Source organism: Streptomyces sp. NPDC000134, assembly GCF_042899225.1.
Classification (GTDB): domain Bacteria; phylum Actinomycetota; class Actinomycetes; order Streptomycetales; family Streptomycetaceae; genus Streptomyces.
Genome location: NZ_JBIAZN010000017.1, coordinates 156,304 through 171,372, shown reverse-complemented (window position 1 = coordinate 171,372; position 15,069 = coordinate 156,304). Strand labels below are relative to the sequence as shown.

Genomic DNA, 15,069 nt, shown 5'->3' with positions numbered 1-15,069 from the left:
GCCCCCGGCGGGCGCGGCGCCCCGCGGCCGCCGGCGCGTATCGCCGCGTAACCCCCTTTACCGGTCCCGTCCCCGCCCCGCTCCCCCGGCCGTTACACAACCGACGGGCAGCCGAGGGCCGGCCGCAGGCTGCCGCGCACAGCGCCGTGACAACGATTCCCTAGTTTCGTTCCGTGCCCGGCGGACCCGGCACGGATCAGGACCCACGGGGAAGGGGAGGCGGTTCACCATGGCGCAGGGCGAGGTGCTCGAGTTCGAGGAGTACGTCCGTACGCGGCAGGACGCGCTGCTGCGCAGTGCCCGCCGGCTGGTCCCGGACCCCGTCGACGCGCAGGACCTGCTGCAGACCGCGCTGGCCCGGACGTACGGCCGCTGGGAGACCATCGAGGACAAGCGGCTCGCGGACGCCTATCTGCGCCGGGTCATGATCAACACGCGGACCGAGTGGTGGCGGGCGCGCAAGCTGGAGGAGGTCCCGACCGAGCAGCTCCCGGAGGTGGCGTCCACCGACGACGCCGCCGAGCGGCACGCCGACCGGGCCCTGCTGATGGACGTCCTGAAGGTGCTCGCCCCCAAGCAGCGCAGCGTGGTCGTGCTGCGACACTGGGAGCAGATGTCCACGGAGGAGACGGCCGCCGCCCTCGGCATGTCGGCCGGTACGGTCAAGAGCACGCTGCACCGGGCGCTCGCCCGGCTCCGCGAGGAGCTGGTCGCCCGCGAGTCGGAGGCACGCGCGCTGGAGCGTGAGGAGCGGGAGCGGTGCGCGGCCTGAGCTGCGGCCCGGGGCCCCGAACGGCCACGGAAGACACCGGCGCGCCCGGCCCGGCGACGGCCCGGGGCCGCGTCGGCCTCGCGGCGTCGCGCGGGCGGGCCGGGGCGGCGGCGGGTCCGGCTCTGGCCGGGGTCGTCCTCCTCGCCGTGTCGCTCGGCGGGTGCGGGACCGGCGGGACCGGCGCCCGGGACGAGGGGCCGGCCCGAGCCGGCGCGGCGCCGGAGGCCGCCGCCTCGCCGTCGTCGTCATCGGCCGGGACGCCGGACCGGGTGGACGCGGTCCGGCTGGTGAAGTCCGACCCGCGGGTCTCGGCGGAGGTCAAGCGCGATCTGAAGCCGTGCGTCGCCGACGAGTACCCGGTCGACGTCAGTTACGGGGAGCTGACCGGCTCCTCCGTCGAGGACATTGTCGTCAACGTCCTGACCTGCGGAGACGCGGTCGGGGTGGGCAGCTACGTGTACCGCAGGCGCAGCGGTGCGTACGAGAACGTGTTCACGGCGGAGGAACCCCCGGTCTACGCGGAGATCGACCGTGGCGACCTGGTGGTGAGCAAGCAGGTGTACGCGAAGGGCGACCCGGTGTCGAACCCGTCCAGCGAGAACGTGATCACGTACCGCTGGTCCGCGGGCCGCTTCACCGAGCGGTTCCGCACGCACACCGACTACAGCAACGCCGCGGGGAGCGCCCCGACCGAGGCCCCGTGAACCGTTCGGGCCCCCGCGCACGATGTCAGGGGTGGACGGACGAACGGCCGGCCCCTGTGCACGATGACACGGGCGGACGGATGGCCGTCGGACCCCTGCGTACGAACGACAGGGGTGGACGGATGACCGGCGGCACCGCACGACACGCACGACACGAGGACTGAGAGCACCGGATGGCAGACCAGACCCACGTCCTGTTCGTCGAGGACGACGACGTCATCCGCGAGGCCACCCAGCTCGCCCTGGAGCGGGACGGCTTCGCGGTCACCGCGATGCCCGACGGGCTGTCGGGCCTGGAGTCGTTCCGGGCCAGACGGCCCGACATCGCGCTGCTGGACGTCATGGTCCCGGGCCTGGACGGCGTCAGCCTGTGCCGCCGTATCCGGGACGAGTCGACCGTGCCGGTGATCATGCTGTCGGCGCGCGCCGACTCCATCGACGTGGTCCTCGGCCTGGAGGCGGGCGCCGACGACTATGTGACCAAGCCCTTCGACGGGGCGGTGCTGGTCGCCCGTATCCGCGCGGTGCTGCGCCGGTTCGGCCACGCCGGCGGCGGCGACCGGGGCGAGGCGGCCGACGGCGGCGGGTTGCTGACCTTCGGCGAGCTGGAGGTCGACACCGAGGGCATGGAGGTGCGCCGGGCCGGGCGGCCGGTGGCGCTCACCCCGACCGAGATGCGGCTGCTGCTGGAGTTCTCCTCGGCGCCGGGCACCGTGCTCTCCCGGGACAAGCTGCTGGAGCGGGTGTGGGACTACGGCTGGGGCGGGGACACCCGGGTCGTCGACGTCCATGTGCAGCGGCTGCGGACGAAGATCGGCCAGGACCGGATCGAGACGGTCCGCGGCTTCGGCTACAAGCTGAAGGCCTGAGCACGGACATGCGGGGGTATTTCCGCCGTCCGGTCACCGCGCTGGTGCGGCGCGCGGGCCTGCGTACGGGCCTGCGGTGGAAGCTGAGCGCGGCCATCGCCCTGGTCGGCGCGCTGGTCGCGGTGGCGCTGAGCCTGGTGGTGCACAACGCGGCGCGGGTGTCGATGCTGGACAACGCCCGCGATCTCGCCGACGACCGCCTGGTGATCGCCCAGCGCAACTACGAGCTGTCGGGCCGGGTGAACTTCCCGGGCGCCCGCATCGACGACCCGGCCCTGCCCCGGGAGCTGCGCGCGAAGACCGAGGCCGGGCGGCGGGCGACGTACGTCTCGGACCGGGCGGGCGGGGCCACCGACATATGGGCCGCGGTGCCGCTGAAGGACGGGCATGTGATGTCCCTGCACAGCGGGTTCACCGACCGCAGCTCGGTCATCCTCAAGGACCTCGACCAGGCCCTGGTGATCGGCTCCATCGCGGTGGTGCTCGGCGGCAGCGCGATCGGGGTGCTGATCGGCGGGCAGATGTCCCGCCGGCTGCGCAAGGCCGCCGCCGCCGCGAACCGGGTCGCCAAGGGCGAGACCGAGGTGCGGGTACGGGACGCCATCGGCGGGGTGGTCCGGGACGAGACCGACGACCTCGCACGGGCCGTGGACGCGATGGCGGACGCCCTCCAGCAGCGCCTGGAGGCCGAGCGCCGGGTCACCGCCGACATCGCGCACGAGCTGCGCACCCCGGTGACCGGGTTGCTGACCGCCGCCGAGCTGCTGCCCCCGGGCCGGCCGACCGAGCTGGTCCTGGACCGGGCCAAGGCGATGCGCACCCTGGTCGAGGACGTGCTGGAGGTGGCCCGGCTGGACAGCGCCTCGGAGCGGGCGGAGCTTCAGGACATCCTGCTGGGCGAGTTCGTCACCCGGCGGGCGCTGGCCAAGGACCCGGACGTGGTGGTCCGGGTGGTGCACGAGTCGGAGGTCACCACCGACCCGCGCCGCCTGGAGCGCGTGCTGCTGAACCTGCTCACCAACGCCGCCCGGCACGGCCGCCCCCCGGTCGAGGTGACCGTCGAGGGCCGGGTCATCCGGGTCCGCGACCACGGGCCCGGCTTCCCCGAGGCCCTGCTCGCCGAGGGCCCGAGCCGCTTCCGCACCGGCAGCGCGGACCGCGCCGGGCGCGGCCACGGGCTGGGGCTGACCATCGCGGCGGGACAGGCCCGGGTACTGGGCGCGCGGCTGACCTTCCGCAACGTACGGCCGGTGGGCGCGCCGGCGCACATACCGGCGGAGGGCGCGGTCGCCGTGCTCTGGCTGCCGGAACACGCCCCGACCAACACGGGCAGCTACCCGATACTGCCGGACCGGCCGGGCAGGGGCTGACCACAGCACGGCGTACGGCGAAGGCCCCGGAGGCGGGCGCCTCCGGGGCCTTCGGGGCCTTTCAGCCGGGAGCCGTCAGACCGTCTCCCCCACGCTCACCTTGTCCTGCGGGACCGGGCCGCCGCCGCCGTCGTCCGTCTTCGGGCCCGCCCCCTTGAGCGGCACCTCCTTGACGAACACCGCCGCCACCAGCGCCAGCACCGCCACCGCCGAGCCGAGCAGGAACGCCCCGTGGGTGCCGGAGGAGACCGCATGCTGGTACGCCTCCCGCGCCGCCGCCGGCAGCTTGGCCAGGCTCGCCGCGTCGAGCTGCGCGGACTGCTCGGTCACCTTGGAGCCCAGCGCGCCGGCCCGCTCGGCCATCACGTCCTGGACGCGGTGGTTGAACAGCGCGCCCATGATCGCCACGCCGAAGGAGGAGCCGAGGGTACGGAAGAGGGTGGTGGACGAGGAGGCCACGCCCATGTCCTTCATCTCGACGCTGTTCTGCGCGACCAGCATGGTGATCTGCATCAGACAGCCCATGCCGAGACCGACGACGGCCATGTAGACCCCGGAGGTGAACCGCGAGGTCTCCGTGTCCATCAGCGACAGCAGGTACAGCCCGGCCGTCATCAGCACGCCGCCGAGGATCGGGAAGATCTTGTACCGGCCGGTGTTGGTCGTCACCCGGCCCGCGACCATCGACGTGACCAGCATGGCGCCCAGCATCGGCAGCAGCAGCAGCCCGGAGTTGGTCGCGGACGCGCCCTGCACCGACTGCTGGTACAGCGGCAGAAAGAGGGTCGCGCCGAACATCACGAAGCCGACGATGAAGCCGATCAGCGACATCAGCGTGAAGTTGCGGCTGCGGAAGATGTGCAGCGGCACGACCGGCTCGGCGGCCCGGGTCTGCCAGAACACGAAGCCGACCAGCGCGGCGACCCCGATGCCGATCAGTTCCATGATCCGCGCGGAGGTCCAGGCGTACTCCGTGCCGCCCCAGGTGGTGACCAGGACGATCGCGGTGATGCCGATGGTCAGCAGGGCGGCGCCGAGATAGTCGATGCTCGCCTCGGCCCGCTTCTTCGGCAGGTGCAGCACGACGCTGATCAGCGCCAGCGCGACCACGCCGAGCGGCAGGTTGATGTAGAAGGACCAGCGCCAGCCCCAGTGGTCGGTGATGGTGCCGCCGACCAGCGGTCCGCCGATCATCGCCAGCGCCATGACGGCGGCCATCATGCCCTGGTACTTGCCCCGCTCACGGGGCGGTATGAGGTCGCCGATGATGGCCATCACGCCGACCATCAGACCGCCGGCGCCCAGGCCCTGCACGGCGCGGAAGCCGATGAGCTGGCCCATGTCCTGGGCCATGCCGCTGAGCGCCGAACCGATCAGGAAGAGCACGATCGAGGTCATGAACGTGCCCTTGCGGCCGTACATGTCCCCGAGCTTGCCCCACAGCGGCGTGGCCGCCGCGGTCGCGAGCGTGTACGCGGTGACCACCCAGGACAGGTGTTCCAGGCCCCCCAGCTCGCCGACGATCGTCGGCATCGCGGTGCCGATGATCATGTTGTCCAGCATCGCGAGCATCATCGCGATCATGAGCGCGAGCAGGACCACCCGCACGCTCCTGGGTTGTTTCCCGTCCGTCGTCTCGGTCTGGGCCATGACTCCCACTTCCCCCAGTTGCTACTTACTTGCCGCCCGGCTAGTGACTACACTCGGGAAGGTAGACGCGTAACTAGCCGGGCGTCAAGTAAGTTTTTCGGAAAGCGACGGGCGAGTGCGCACAGCGGGAGGTGGCGTAGGAAAATGGGCGGCACGATGGACGGCACCAAACAGCGGCGCCGCGGGGACACCCGCCAGCGCATCCAGGACGTGGCTCTCGAACTCTTCGCCGAGCAGGGGTACGAGAAGACCTCCCTGCGGGAGATCGCCGAGCGCCTGGACGTCACCAAGGCGGCCCTCTACTACCACTTCAAGACCAAGGAAGAGATCCTGGTCAGCATCTTCGAGGATCTCTCGCAGCCGATCAGCGACCTGATCGACTGGGGCGCCGGGCAGCCGCACACCCTGGAGACCAAGCAGGAGATCGTCCGCCGCTACAGCGAGGTGCTGGCCGCGGCGGCCCCGCTGTTCCGCTTCATGCAGGAGAACCAGGCGACGGTACGGGAGCTGCGCATCGGCGAGATGTTCAAGACCCGGATGCTGGGCCTGCGGGACATCCTCGTCGACCCCGAGGCCGATCTGACCGACCAGGTGCGCTGCGTCAGCGCGATGTTCACGCTGCACGCCGGGATGTTCGTGCTCCAGGACCTCGAAGGCGACCCCGAGGCCAAGCGCAAGGCTGTCCTCGAGGTCGCGATCGATCTGGTCACCCAGGCGCATCAGGGCGCCTGAGGCTCTTGTCGACGCGGTCGCGTCAGACGGTCACACCCTGCGAGCGCAGGAAGGCGACCGGGTCGACGGCCGAGCCGTAGTTCGGGGTCGTACGGATCTCGAAGTGCAGGTGCGGGCCGCTGGAGTTGCCGGTGTTGCCGGAGGCGGCGATGTGCTGGCCGGTCTTGACGACCTGGCCCACCTTGACGTCGATCCGCGACAGGTGCGCGTACTGGGAGTACGTGCCGTTGCCGTGCTTGATGACGACGGCGTTGCCGTAGGCGGGGCCGTCGCCGGCGCCGTTGCCGCCGGCCTTGACGACGGTGCCGCCGTGGGCGGCCATCACGTTGGTGCCGATCGGGACGGCGAAGTCCTGGCCGCTGTGCTTGTGCGACCACATGCCGCCGGCCTGGTTGAAGGTGGCGCTGAGCTTGTAGCTCTTGACCGGGTCGATCCAGGAGACGGCCTTCTTCTCGGCGGCGGCCTGGACGGCCTTTCCGGCCTTGGCCGCCTTCGCCTGGGCCGCGGCCTGCGCCTCCACGGCGCTCGCGACGCCGGTGGCGCTGGAGGCCGCCGTGGTGTCGGCGGCGGCCGCGACCCCGGCTCCCAGTGCGACCGAGGCGCTCATACCGGCGGCCAGGACCGCGGCGCGGGTGCGCAGAGTGGTCGGACGGGAGAAACGGGGCGTGACACGCGAAGACATTCGAACCTCATGGGGACGGGTGCAAAGGAAAGCCCCTCCGACGCACAGACACTCGCCGGGCGGGCTCCACCTTGGTAACCCGGCGGGACGTACTTGCACAAAGGTGTGACCTACGACGATATGTAGTAGTTGACCGCGAAACCACTCATCCCTCACCAGATCTGGCATTCAGGACAAAGCAGGTCAGAAGTCCGGGTCAATCCCCTGCGGCGTGCTCGGCGAGCCCGGTTTCGCACTTGCCGTCCCGGCGACTATTCCGGCTAGTACCCCCCGATTTCCCTGTGCGGCATGTCACCGGCACCCCCCGTCGGGACCCGCCCGAATGTGACGGGGGCTACGCGCTCACTACCGGGCGGTAACCCCCGCGTTCCTCCCCCGCCACCCGCGCCCACGAGCATGTCCTCGTCAATCAGCAGCGCCCGGACGGGAGAGGACACCCCCCATGAACAGACGCCCCTGGCTGCGCCGGATCTCCGTGAGCGCGGTCTCCGCGGCGGCTCTCGTCGCCCTCGCCGCACCGGCCGAGGCGGCGACGGAGACGGCCCCCACGACCGCCGCCGTGGCCGCCTCGGACGTCGACCACGACACCTGGCAGCGGGACTGCCGGGCCGTGATGGACCAGGCGCTGCCCTATCTCGAGGAGCGCATCGCGCACACCGCGCCCGGGGAGAAGCAGGCCATCGTCCTCGACGTCGACAACACCGCCCTGGAGACCGACTTCGGCTTCAGCTTCCCGCAGCCCGCCAACCGGCCGGTGCTGGAGGCCGCCCGGTACGCGCAGGACCACGGCGTCCCGGTGTTCTTCGTGACGGCCCGCCCGGGGATCATCTCCTCGGTGACCGAGTACAACCTCGACCGGGTCGGCTACGAGGTGGCCGGCCTCCACGTCCGCGGCTTCCTCGACCTGTTCGAGAACGTCGCCGACTACAAGACCGCCCAGCGCGCCGCCATCGAGTCGCGCGGCTACACGATCATCGCCAACATCGGCAACAGCGCCACCGACCTGTCGGGCGGCCACGCCGAGAAGACGTTCAAACTGCCGGACTACGGCGGCCGGTTGTCCTGACCCGGCCGTGTCCCGGGCAGACGTAAGGGGCCGGTGCTCCACTGAGCACCGGCCCCTTCGTGTCGAGGCTTACGCCTCCTTGCTCAGGTTCGGTCCGGCACCGCCGGCCGCCTGCTCGATCGGCGGGACGTCGGGCAGGGCCGCCTTCTCCTCACCCCGGAAGGTGAAGGTCTTGGCATCGCCCTCGCCCTCGGTGTCCACGACCACGATGTGACCGGGACGCAGCTCGCCGAAGAGGATCTTCTCCGACAGCGAGTCCTCGATCTCCCGCTGGATGGTCCGGCGCAGCGGCCGGGCGCCCAGCACGGGGTCGTAACCCTTCGTGGACAGCAGCTCCTTGGCGGACTGGGACAGCTCGAGGCCCATGTCCCGGTCCTTCAGGCGCTCGTCGACCTTGTCGATCATCAGGTCGACGATCCGCAGGATGTCCTCCTGCGACAACTGCGGGAAGACGACCACGTCGTCGACGCGGTTGAGGAACTCGGGCCGGAAGTGCTGCTTCAGCTCGTCCGAGACCTTGTTCTTCATGCGCTCGTAGTTGGTCTTCGTGTCACCCGCGGCGGCGAAGCCGAGGTTGAAGCCCTTGGAGATGTCCCGGGTGCCGAGGTTGGTCGTCATGATGATGACCGTGTTCTTGAAGTCCACGACCCGGCCCTGGGAGTCGGTCAGGCGACCGTCCTCCAGGATCTGCAGCAGCGAGTTGAAGATGTCCGGGTGGGCCTTCTCCACCTCGTCGAAGAGGACGACGGAGAACGGCTTGCGGCGCACCTTCTCGGTGAGCTGGCCGCCCTCCTCGTACCCGACGTAGCCGGGGGGCGAGCCGAACAGCCGCGAGACCGTGTGCTTCTCGCTGAACTCCGACATGTCGAGGGAGATCAGCGCGTCCTCGTCGCCGAAGAGGAACTCCGCGAGCGCCTTGGACAGCTCGGTCTTACCGACACCGGACGGGCCGGCGAAGATGAACGAGCCACCGGGGCGCTTCGGGTCCTTCAGACCGGCGCGGGTACGGCGGATCGCCTTCGACAGCGCCTTGACGGCGTCGTTCTGGCCGATGACCCGCTTGTGGAGCTCGTCCTCCATGCGGAGCAGGCGGCTGGACTCCTCCTCGGTCAGCTTGAAGACCGGGATGCCGGTGGCGGTGGCGAGGACCTCGGCGATCAGCTCGCCGTCGACCTCGGCGACGACGTCCATGTCGCCGGCCTTCCACTCCTTCTCCCGCTTGGCCTTGGCGGCCAGGAGCTGCTTCTCCTTGTCCCGCAGCGAGGCGGCCTTCTCGAAGTCCTGCGAGTCGATCGCGGACTCCTTGTCCCGGCGGACACCGGCGATCTTCTCGTCGAACTCGCGCAGGTCCGGCGGCGCGGTCATCCGGCGGATGCGCATCCGGGAACCGGCCTCGTCGATCAGGTCGATCGCCTTGTCCGGCAGGAAGCGGTCCGAGATGTACCGGTCGGCCAGGGTGGCGGCCTGCACCAGCGCCTCGTCGGTGATGGAGACGCGGTGGTGCGCCTCGTACCGGTCGCGCAGACCCTTGAGGATCTCGATGGTGTGCGGCAGGGACGGCTCCGCGACCTGGATGGGCTGGAAGCGGCGCTCCAGGGCCGCGTCCTTCTCCAGGTGCTTGCGGTACTCGTCCAGCGTGGTGGCGCCGATGGTCTGCAGCTCGCCGCGGGCCAGCATCGGCTTCAGGATCGAAGCGGCGTCGATGGCGCCCTCGGCGGCACCCGCACCGACCAGCGTGTGCAGCTCGTCGATGAACAGGATGATGTCGCCGCGGGTGCGGATCTCCTTGAGCACCTTCTTCAGGCGCTCCTCGAAGTCACCGCGGTAGCGGGAGCCGGCGACCAGGGCGCCGAGGTCCAGGGTGTAGAGGTGCTTGTCCTTGAGGGTCTCGGGCACCTCGCCCTTGACGATGGCCTGGGCGAGGCCCTCGACGACGGCGGTCTTGCCGACGCCGGGCTCACCGATCAGGACCGGGTTGTTCTTGGTACGGCGGGACAGCACCTGCATGACCCGCTCGATCTCCTTCTCGCGCCCGATGACCGGGTCGAGCTTGGACTCACGGGCGGCCTGGGTGAGGTTCCGGCCGAACTGGTCGAGGACCAGGGACGTCGAGGGCGTGCCCTCGGCAGGCCCGCCGGCGGTGGCGGTCTCCTTGCCCTGGTAACCGGAGAGCAACTGGATGACCTGCTGCCGCACCCGGTTCAGATCTGCGCCCAGCTTGACCAGGACCTGGGCGGCGACGCCCTCGCCCTCACGGATCAGGCCGAGCAGGATGTGCTCCGTGCCGATGTAGTTGTGGCCCAACTGGAGTGCCTCGCGGAGCGAGAGCTCCAGCACCTTCTTGGCACGGGGGGTGAAGGGGATGTGACCCGACGGAGCCTGCTGGCCCTGCCCGATGATCTCCTCCACCTGCTGGCGGACCGCCTCGAGCGAGATCCCGAGGCTCTCAAGGGCCTTGGCGGCGACACCCTCACCCTCGTGGATCAGGCCCAGGAGGATGTGCTCGGTGCCGATGTAGTTGTGGTTGAGCATCCGGGCTTCTTCCTGAGCCAGGACGACAACCCGCCGCGCGCGGTCGGTGAACCTCTCGAACATCGTTAATCGCTCCTCAGAGCGGTCAGGCAAGTAGGGGAACTTCCCCTCCCTGTCCTTCCGCAGCTTAGTCCCGCAAGCGGGGACCGCTCATTCCAACTGCCGACACCGTCGATGGCCTCCTGACCCGCAACGCCGACATCTGCTCCAACCCGATGGTGCGAGACGATGTTCCCGCAGGCCAGGCACTTACCCCAGTCGCCAGTACGCCGATGGCGAACGTGAGACGGCCTTTTCTGCGTGTCGCCCCCTCCCACTAGGGATGTCTTACCCGCCGGGACGGACGGTCCATGCCGCGCACCCCCGTTCCCTCCGCTACGGGCGAACAACCTTGCCCCTCTTCCCGCCCCTGCGCGCCCCCTGGGGCAGCACGCTCCGCTCGCGCGGAAATACCCAACGTGACTCTATGGGTCCGGGGACGGTTGCGCTTGGCATGGTTCGCGCCCCCGTCGCTCCGCCCCCGCCGCCCGCCCCGCGCCGCCCGCCCGGCGCGGACGACTGCTGGGAGCGGGCGCGGCGGTGGTACGAGGACGCGATCGGCTGGGAGACCGCGCCGGGACGGCCGGTACGGCTTCGCGCGGGCGTCGGCTTCGACGCGCTGGACGTGCCGGCGGAGGCCGGGCACGCGGCCCTCGGGCGGCTTCCGGCGGGCTTCCCGGTGGCGCTGCGGGGCGACCGGATGCTGCTGCTGGTGGCCGCGGGCGGCGCTCAGGAACTGCCGGGGCTGCTGGAGTGGCTGGAGTGGGGCTCGCTGGAACTCGGCCTGCGGGCGGTGGGCGCGGGGGGTCTGATCGACGCCCCGCCGCCCGCCGGGCCCGGGGCCCCGCCGGTGCCTGACGGCCGGCAGGGGGCCGCCGTGTGGCTGCGGCCCCCCGAGCCGGGGCGCGGGGCCGGGGCCTCGCTGCCGACGCTGTCGGCCGTGGGGGACGAGGGGGCCGCCCCCGGTCTCGTGCGGCTGGTCGGCACGGTGGCGACGGAGTGCCACCGCGTCCGACTGCGGCGGGCGTGCGGGCGTCCGGCTCTCTCTCCTGGGCGCCCGTAGACCGCGGCGGTCTGGGAAAACCGGCCCGACGCTCAGCCGTTGGCCTTCTCGTACGCCTCGCGAATGGACGCGGGAACCCGGCCGCGGTCGTTGACCTCGTAACCGTTCTCCTTCGCCCAGGCGCGGATGGCCGCGGTGTCCTGGCTGCCGCCGCCACCGGAAGAAGCGCGCACCTTGCCGCGGCCGCCAGAAGCACGGCCTCCGGTACGCCGGCCGCCCTTCACGTAAGGCTCGAGAAGGCCACGGAGCTTGTCCGCATTGGCGGTGGTGAGATCGATCTCGTACGTCTTCCCGTCCAACGCGAACGTCACGGTCTCGTCCGCCTCGCCGCCGTCGAGGTCATCGACAAGAAGGACCTGAACCTTCTGTGCCACCGGATTTCCTTTCATCGATAACTGAGGGATCGGGGTCCGCCGGCGTCCGCCGTATCGCCGTCCCCTGTTATATGCAGTACTGCAGTACGTCGGAAAGCAAACCGCTTTTGCCGGGAAAACACAAACCCTTGGAGGGAAGCGGTAGCCCCGGCCCGGCCCGGAAAGATGCGCGTTTCGGACATAGGGCACCCGCAGCGATCACAGATGCAGAAGCATCCGGCTGTTGCCCAAGGTGTTCGGTTTCACTCGTTCGAGACCCAGGAACTCCGCGACGCCCTCGTCATAGGAACGGAGCAGCTCCGCGTAGACATCGGTGTCGACCGGTGTCTCACCGATCTCCACGAAGCCGTGCTTGGCGAAGAAGTCCACTTCGAAGGTCAGGCAGAAAACCCGGCGAACGCCGAGCCAGCGGGCGGTCTCCAGCAACTTGTCCAGCAACTGGTGGCCGACGCCGGCGCCCTTCAGGCCGGGCTTCACCGCGAGAGTGCGCACTTCCGCGAGGTCTTCCCACATGACGTGCAGGGCGCCGCAGCCGACGACCTCGGCGTTGTCGTCCCGTTCCGCGACCCAGAACTCCTGGATGTCCTCGTAAAGCGTCACCATCGCTTTGTCGAGCAGGATGCCGTGCCGTACGTAGGCGTCCAGGAGTCGGCGGACGGCCGGGACATCCCTGGTGCGGGCACGGCGGACGGTGATGGCTTTTGCGGTGACTTCGGGGCGCACTGCTGACATGAGCGGACGCTATCGCCCGTCGGTGTCCGGCGCGGAGTCGGGGTTCTGCGGCTCGGGGGTTTCCGGGCCCTGGACGATGCGGACGGCATCTCGGAGGGCGAGCCGCTGTTCCTCGCTCATCATGCCGAAGAAGGCGACCAGGGCGGCGGCCGGGTTGTCACTCTGCGACCACGCGTCGTTCATCAGCGCGGCGGCGTAGGCGGCGCGGGTGGAGACCGCCTCATATCGATAGGCCCGGCCTTCCGCCTCGCGGCGGACCCAGCCCTTCTGATGGAGATTGTCCAGGACGGTCATCACGGTGGTGTACGCGATCGACCGTTCCTGCTGGAGATCTTCCAGGACTTCTCGAACGGTGACCGGGCGGTTCCACTTCCACACCCTCGTCATGACCGCGTCTTCGAGTTCTCCCAATGGGCGAGGCACCCTCAGCACAATACTGGGAGATCCGGGTAATGGCGTGCCGGACGTGCGGATTCGCGGGCGAATGGTGCGAGGCGGGGCGAAAAGGGGCGGGGTGCCGGGCGGCCCGCCCCGGGCCGGCTCAGGCGTCGGCGCCGGGGGTGCCGGCCTGGCGGGTGCGCTCGGCCCGAGCGAGGGCGGCGTCCACGACCGCGTCCTCCTTGGCCTTGTTGGCGCCGCCCTGGGTCTTCACGATCACCCTGATCACGGCGATGAACAGCACGGCCATGACGACCGGGGGCAGCAGCGCGGAGACGTAGTCCATGGCTCCAGAGTAGCCACCGGGTCCGTTCAGCCCGCGGCGAGGTGCTGCCCCGGGGTGGCGGGCGGCGCGGCGGGCTTGCGGCGGGGGAAGACCTCGCCGGGGGTGGGGACGGGGCGTTTCGGGGCGGGCTGGCGGGGGGCTGGTTCGCGGGCGGGTGGTTCGTCCGGCTGGGGGGTGGGCTTCTGGGGGGTCGTGGACGCGGTCATGGGCGCGGGCGTCGTCATGGTCGTGGTTACGGCTGCGGCCGCGGCCGCGGCCGCGGTTGCGTGCCGGTCGGCGGTGCGGCCGCCGGGGAGGGCCTGGAGGAGGCGGGTGCGGGCGGCGGGGACGGTCGGGGCGGGCCGGGGGGCCGGGGCGGGGGCCTCGACGGCGGTGCGGGTCTGCGGGAGCGTGTGGGCGCGGCAGCGGGACAGGAGGGCGGCGGCGGTGGGGTTGCCGCTCAGGGCCCGGAGGGCGGCGAGGTCGTCGCGGTGCGGGCGGTGACCGGCGCACAGGGCCTCGTCCAGGAGGGTCAGGTAGCCGGCGGCGGTGCCGGGGAGGGCGGCGCGGTACCGGGCCAGGTCGGCCGCCAGGAAGGCACGCAGTCGGGCGCTCTCCCGCGCCGCCTCGTCGAGCGACTCGGCCAGGCGGAGGCAGTCCTGGACGTCCTCCTCGGCCGGGACGGGGCTGGGGTTCAGGGCGAGGGCGAGGGCGCGGCGGAGCACACGCAGCTCCTCCGCACCGAACGCCAGGCCACCGCGGGGTCCGTATGGCGTGGGCATAGGGCGACGATACGCGCTAATCAGACAAACCGGGTGTGGTTCGCGGGCGTGGCGTGGGGGGTGCACTCCGGTGGGTGGTGCGCTGGGCGCCTGCGGGGTGGGGCGTGGGGGTGTGCGGGCCGGGGGCCGTGGGCGGGAGGGACGGGTGTACGGGTCCCTTCCCGCCGTCGCGGGGCCGTCCGGCCAGGGGAGTTCAGAGGCGTGAGACGTTGCGTTCGTAGACGAGGCGGAGGCCGATCAGAGTCAGCCAGGGTTCGTGTTCGTCGATGACCGAGGATTCGCCGAGGACCATCGGGGCCAGGCCGCCCGTCGCGATGACCGTGACGTCCCGGGGGTCGTCCGCCAGCTCGCGGGCCATGCGGTTGACGACACCGTCGACCTGGCCGGCGAAGCCGTACACGATGCCCGCCTGCATCGCCTCGACCGTGTTCTTGCCGATGACGCTGCGCGGCCGGGCCACCTCGATCTTGCGGAGCTGGGCGCCCTTGACGCCGAGCGCCTCCACGGAGATCTCGATGCCGGGCGCGATGACCCCGCCGACGTACTCCCCGCGCCCGGACACCGCGTCGAACGTCGTCGCCGTGCCGAAGTCGACGACGATCGCGGGGCCACCGTAGAGGTCGACCGCGGCGACCGCGTTGATGATGCGGTCCGCGCCGACCTCCTTGGGGTTGTCGGTGAGGATCGGGACGCCCGTCTTGACGCCCGGTTCGACGAGGACGGCGGGGACGTCGCCGTAGTAGCGGCGGGTGACCTCGCGCAGTTCGTGCAGGACCGAGGGGACGGTCGCGCAGATGGCGATGCCGTTGATGCCGTCGCCGAGTTCGTCGCCGAGCAGCGGGTGCATGCCCATCAGGCCCTGGAGGAGGACCGCCAGCTCGTCGGCCGTGCGGCGCGCGTCCGTGGAGATGCGCCAGTGTTCGACGATCTCCTCGCCGTCGAACAGACCGAGGACGGTGTGGGTGTTGCCTACGTCGATCGTCAGCAGCATGGGTGTTC

The 15,069-nt window shown here is 70.9% G+C and carries 16 protein-coding genes; 7 read left to right on the top strand and 9 right to left on the bottom strand.

From position 1 onward, the window contains the following. Positions 1-229: 229 nt before the first annotated feature. The 4 genes from ACFY32_RS25010 (at position 230) to cseC (ending at position 3,715) form a co-directional block, all read left to right on the top strand. Positions 230-772, top strand: a complete 543-nt coding sequence (locus ACFY32_RS25010) for a SigE family RNA polymerase sigma factor (RefSeq protein WP_359200319.1) — start codon at positions 230-232, stop codon at positions 770-772. Between the two features lie 122 nt (positions 773-894). Then, positions 895-1,476, top strand: coding sequence for a hypothetical protein (locus ACFY32_RS25005; protein ID WP_359200482.1), 582 nt, complete (start codon positions 895-897; stop codon positions 1,474-1,476). Between the two features lie 173 nt (positions 1,477-1,649). Next, positions 1,650-2,345, top strand: a complete 696-nt coding sequence (cseB, locus tag ACFY32_RS25000) for a two-component system response regulator CseB (protein ID WP_390675302.1) — start codon at positions 1,650-1,652, stop codon at positions 2,343-2,345. An 8-nt stretch (positions 2,346-2,353) separates the two neighbouring features. Then, positions 2,354-3,715 (top strand): two-component system sensor histidine kinase CseC, encoded by a 1,362-nt coding sequence (cseC, locus tag ACFY32_RS24995; RefSeq protein WP_390675301.1) that lies wholly within the window; start codon positions 2,354-2,356, stop codon positions 3,713-3,715. 75 nt (positions 3,716-3,790) lie between these two features. Here the strand turns inward: cseC and ACFY32_RS24990 are convergent, their stop codons facing one another. After that, positions 3,791-5,365 carry an MDR family MFS transporter gene (locus ACFY32_RS24990; RefSeq protein ID WP_359200325.1) on the bottom strand — a complete coding sequence of 525 codons (1,575 nt, stop codon included), beginning with the start codon at positions 5,363-5,365 and terminating at the stop codon, positions 3,791-3,793. Positions 5,366-5,509: 144 nt separating this feature from the next. Here ACFY32_RS24990 and ACFY32_RS24985 point away from each other — a divergent pair, with 144 nt between their 5' ends. Next, a complete protein-coding gene (locus ACFY32_RS24985; protein ID WP_359200327.1) occupies positions 5,510-6,097 on the top strand; it encodes a TetR/AcrR family transcriptional regulator in 588 nt (195 codons plus the stop codon). A 22-nt stretch (positions 6,098-6,119) separates the two neighbouring features. Here ACFY32_RS24985 and ACFY32_RS24980 read toward each other — a convergent pair whose 3' ends face one another. Further along, positions 6,120-6,779: a M23 family metallopeptidase gene (locus tag ACFY32_RS24980; RefSeq protein WP_390675300.1), complete on the bottom strand. Its 660-nt coding sequence runs from the start codon at positions 6,777-6,779 to the stop codon at positions 6,120-6,122. A gap of 442 nt (positions 6,780-7,221) precedes the next feature. On the opposite strand from ACFY32_RS24980, the gene ACFY32_RS24975 reads away from it, so the two are divergent. Further along, positions 7,222-7,845 (top strand): HAD family acid phosphatase, encoded by a 624-nt coding sequence (locus ACFY32_RS24975; protein WP_390675299.1) that lies wholly within the window; start codon positions 7,222-7,224, stop codon positions 7,843-7,845. Positions 7,846-7,914: 69 nt separating this feature from the next. Here ACFY32_RS24975 and ACFY32_RS24970 read toward each other — a convergent pair whose 3' ends face one another. Continuing rightward, entirely contained in the window at positions 7,915-10,440 is a 2,526-nt protein-coding gene (locus ACFY32_RS24970; protein WP_359200333.1) for an ATP-dependent Clp protease ATP-binding subunit, read from the bottom strand. Between the two features lie 430 nt (positions 10,441-10,870). On the opposite strand from ACFY32_RS24970, the gene ACFY32_RS24965 reads away from it, so the two are divergent. After that, the gene (locus tag ACFY32_RS24965; protein WP_390675298.1) at positions 10,871-11,479 is read left to right on the top strand and encodes an SCO3374 family protein; all 609 of its coding nucleotides are present in this window, start codon (positions 10,871-10,873) and stop codon (positions 11,477-11,479) included. A 32-nt stretch (positions 11,480-11,511) separates the two neighbouring features. On the opposite strand, the gene ACFY32_RS24960 is transcribed toward ACFY32_RS24965, so the two are convergent. The 6 genes from ACFY32_RS24960 to ACFY32_RS24935 form a co-directional block, all read right to left on the bottom strand. Continuing rightward, positions 11,512-11,853, bottom strand: a complete 342-nt coding sequence (locus tag ACFY32_RS24960) for an Lsr2 family protein (RefSeq protein WP_359200337.1) — start codon at positions 11,851-11,853, stop codon at positions 11,512-11,514. 198 nt (positions 11,854-12,051) lie between these two features. Then, the gene (locus tag ACFY32_RS24955) at positions 12,052-12,585 is read right to left on the bottom strand and encodes an amino-acid N-acetyltransferase (protein WP_359200339.1); all 534 of its coding nucleotides are present in this window, start codon (positions 12,583-12,585) and stop codon (positions 12,052-12,054) included. A gap of 9 nt (positions 12,586-12,594) precedes the next feature. After that, entirely contained in the window at positions 12,595-12,996 is a 402-nt protein-coding gene (locus tag ACFY32_RS24950; protein ID WP_359200341.1) for a BlaI/MecI/CopY family transcriptional regulator, read from the bottom strand. Between the two features lie 130 nt (positions 12,997-13,126). Further along, positions 13,127-13,309, bottom strand: coding sequence for a hypothetical protein (locus ACFY32_RS24945; protein ID WP_359200343.1), 183 nt, complete (start codon positions 13,307-13,309; stop codon positions 13,127-13,129). 26 nt (positions 13,310-13,335) lie between these two features. Beyond that, a complete protein-coding gene (locus tag ACFY32_RS24940; protein ID WP_390675297.1) occupies positions 13,336-14,070 on the bottom strand; it encodes a hypothetical protein in 735 nt (244 codons plus the stop codon). Positions 14,071-14,263: 193 nt separating this feature from the next. Then, positions 14,264-15,061, bottom strand: a complete 798-nt coding sequence (locus ACFY32_RS24935; RefSeq protein WP_359200347.1) for a type III pantothenate kinase — start codon at positions 15,059-15,061, stop codon at positions 14,264-14,266. Positions 15,062-15,069 lie beyond the last annotated feature (8 nt).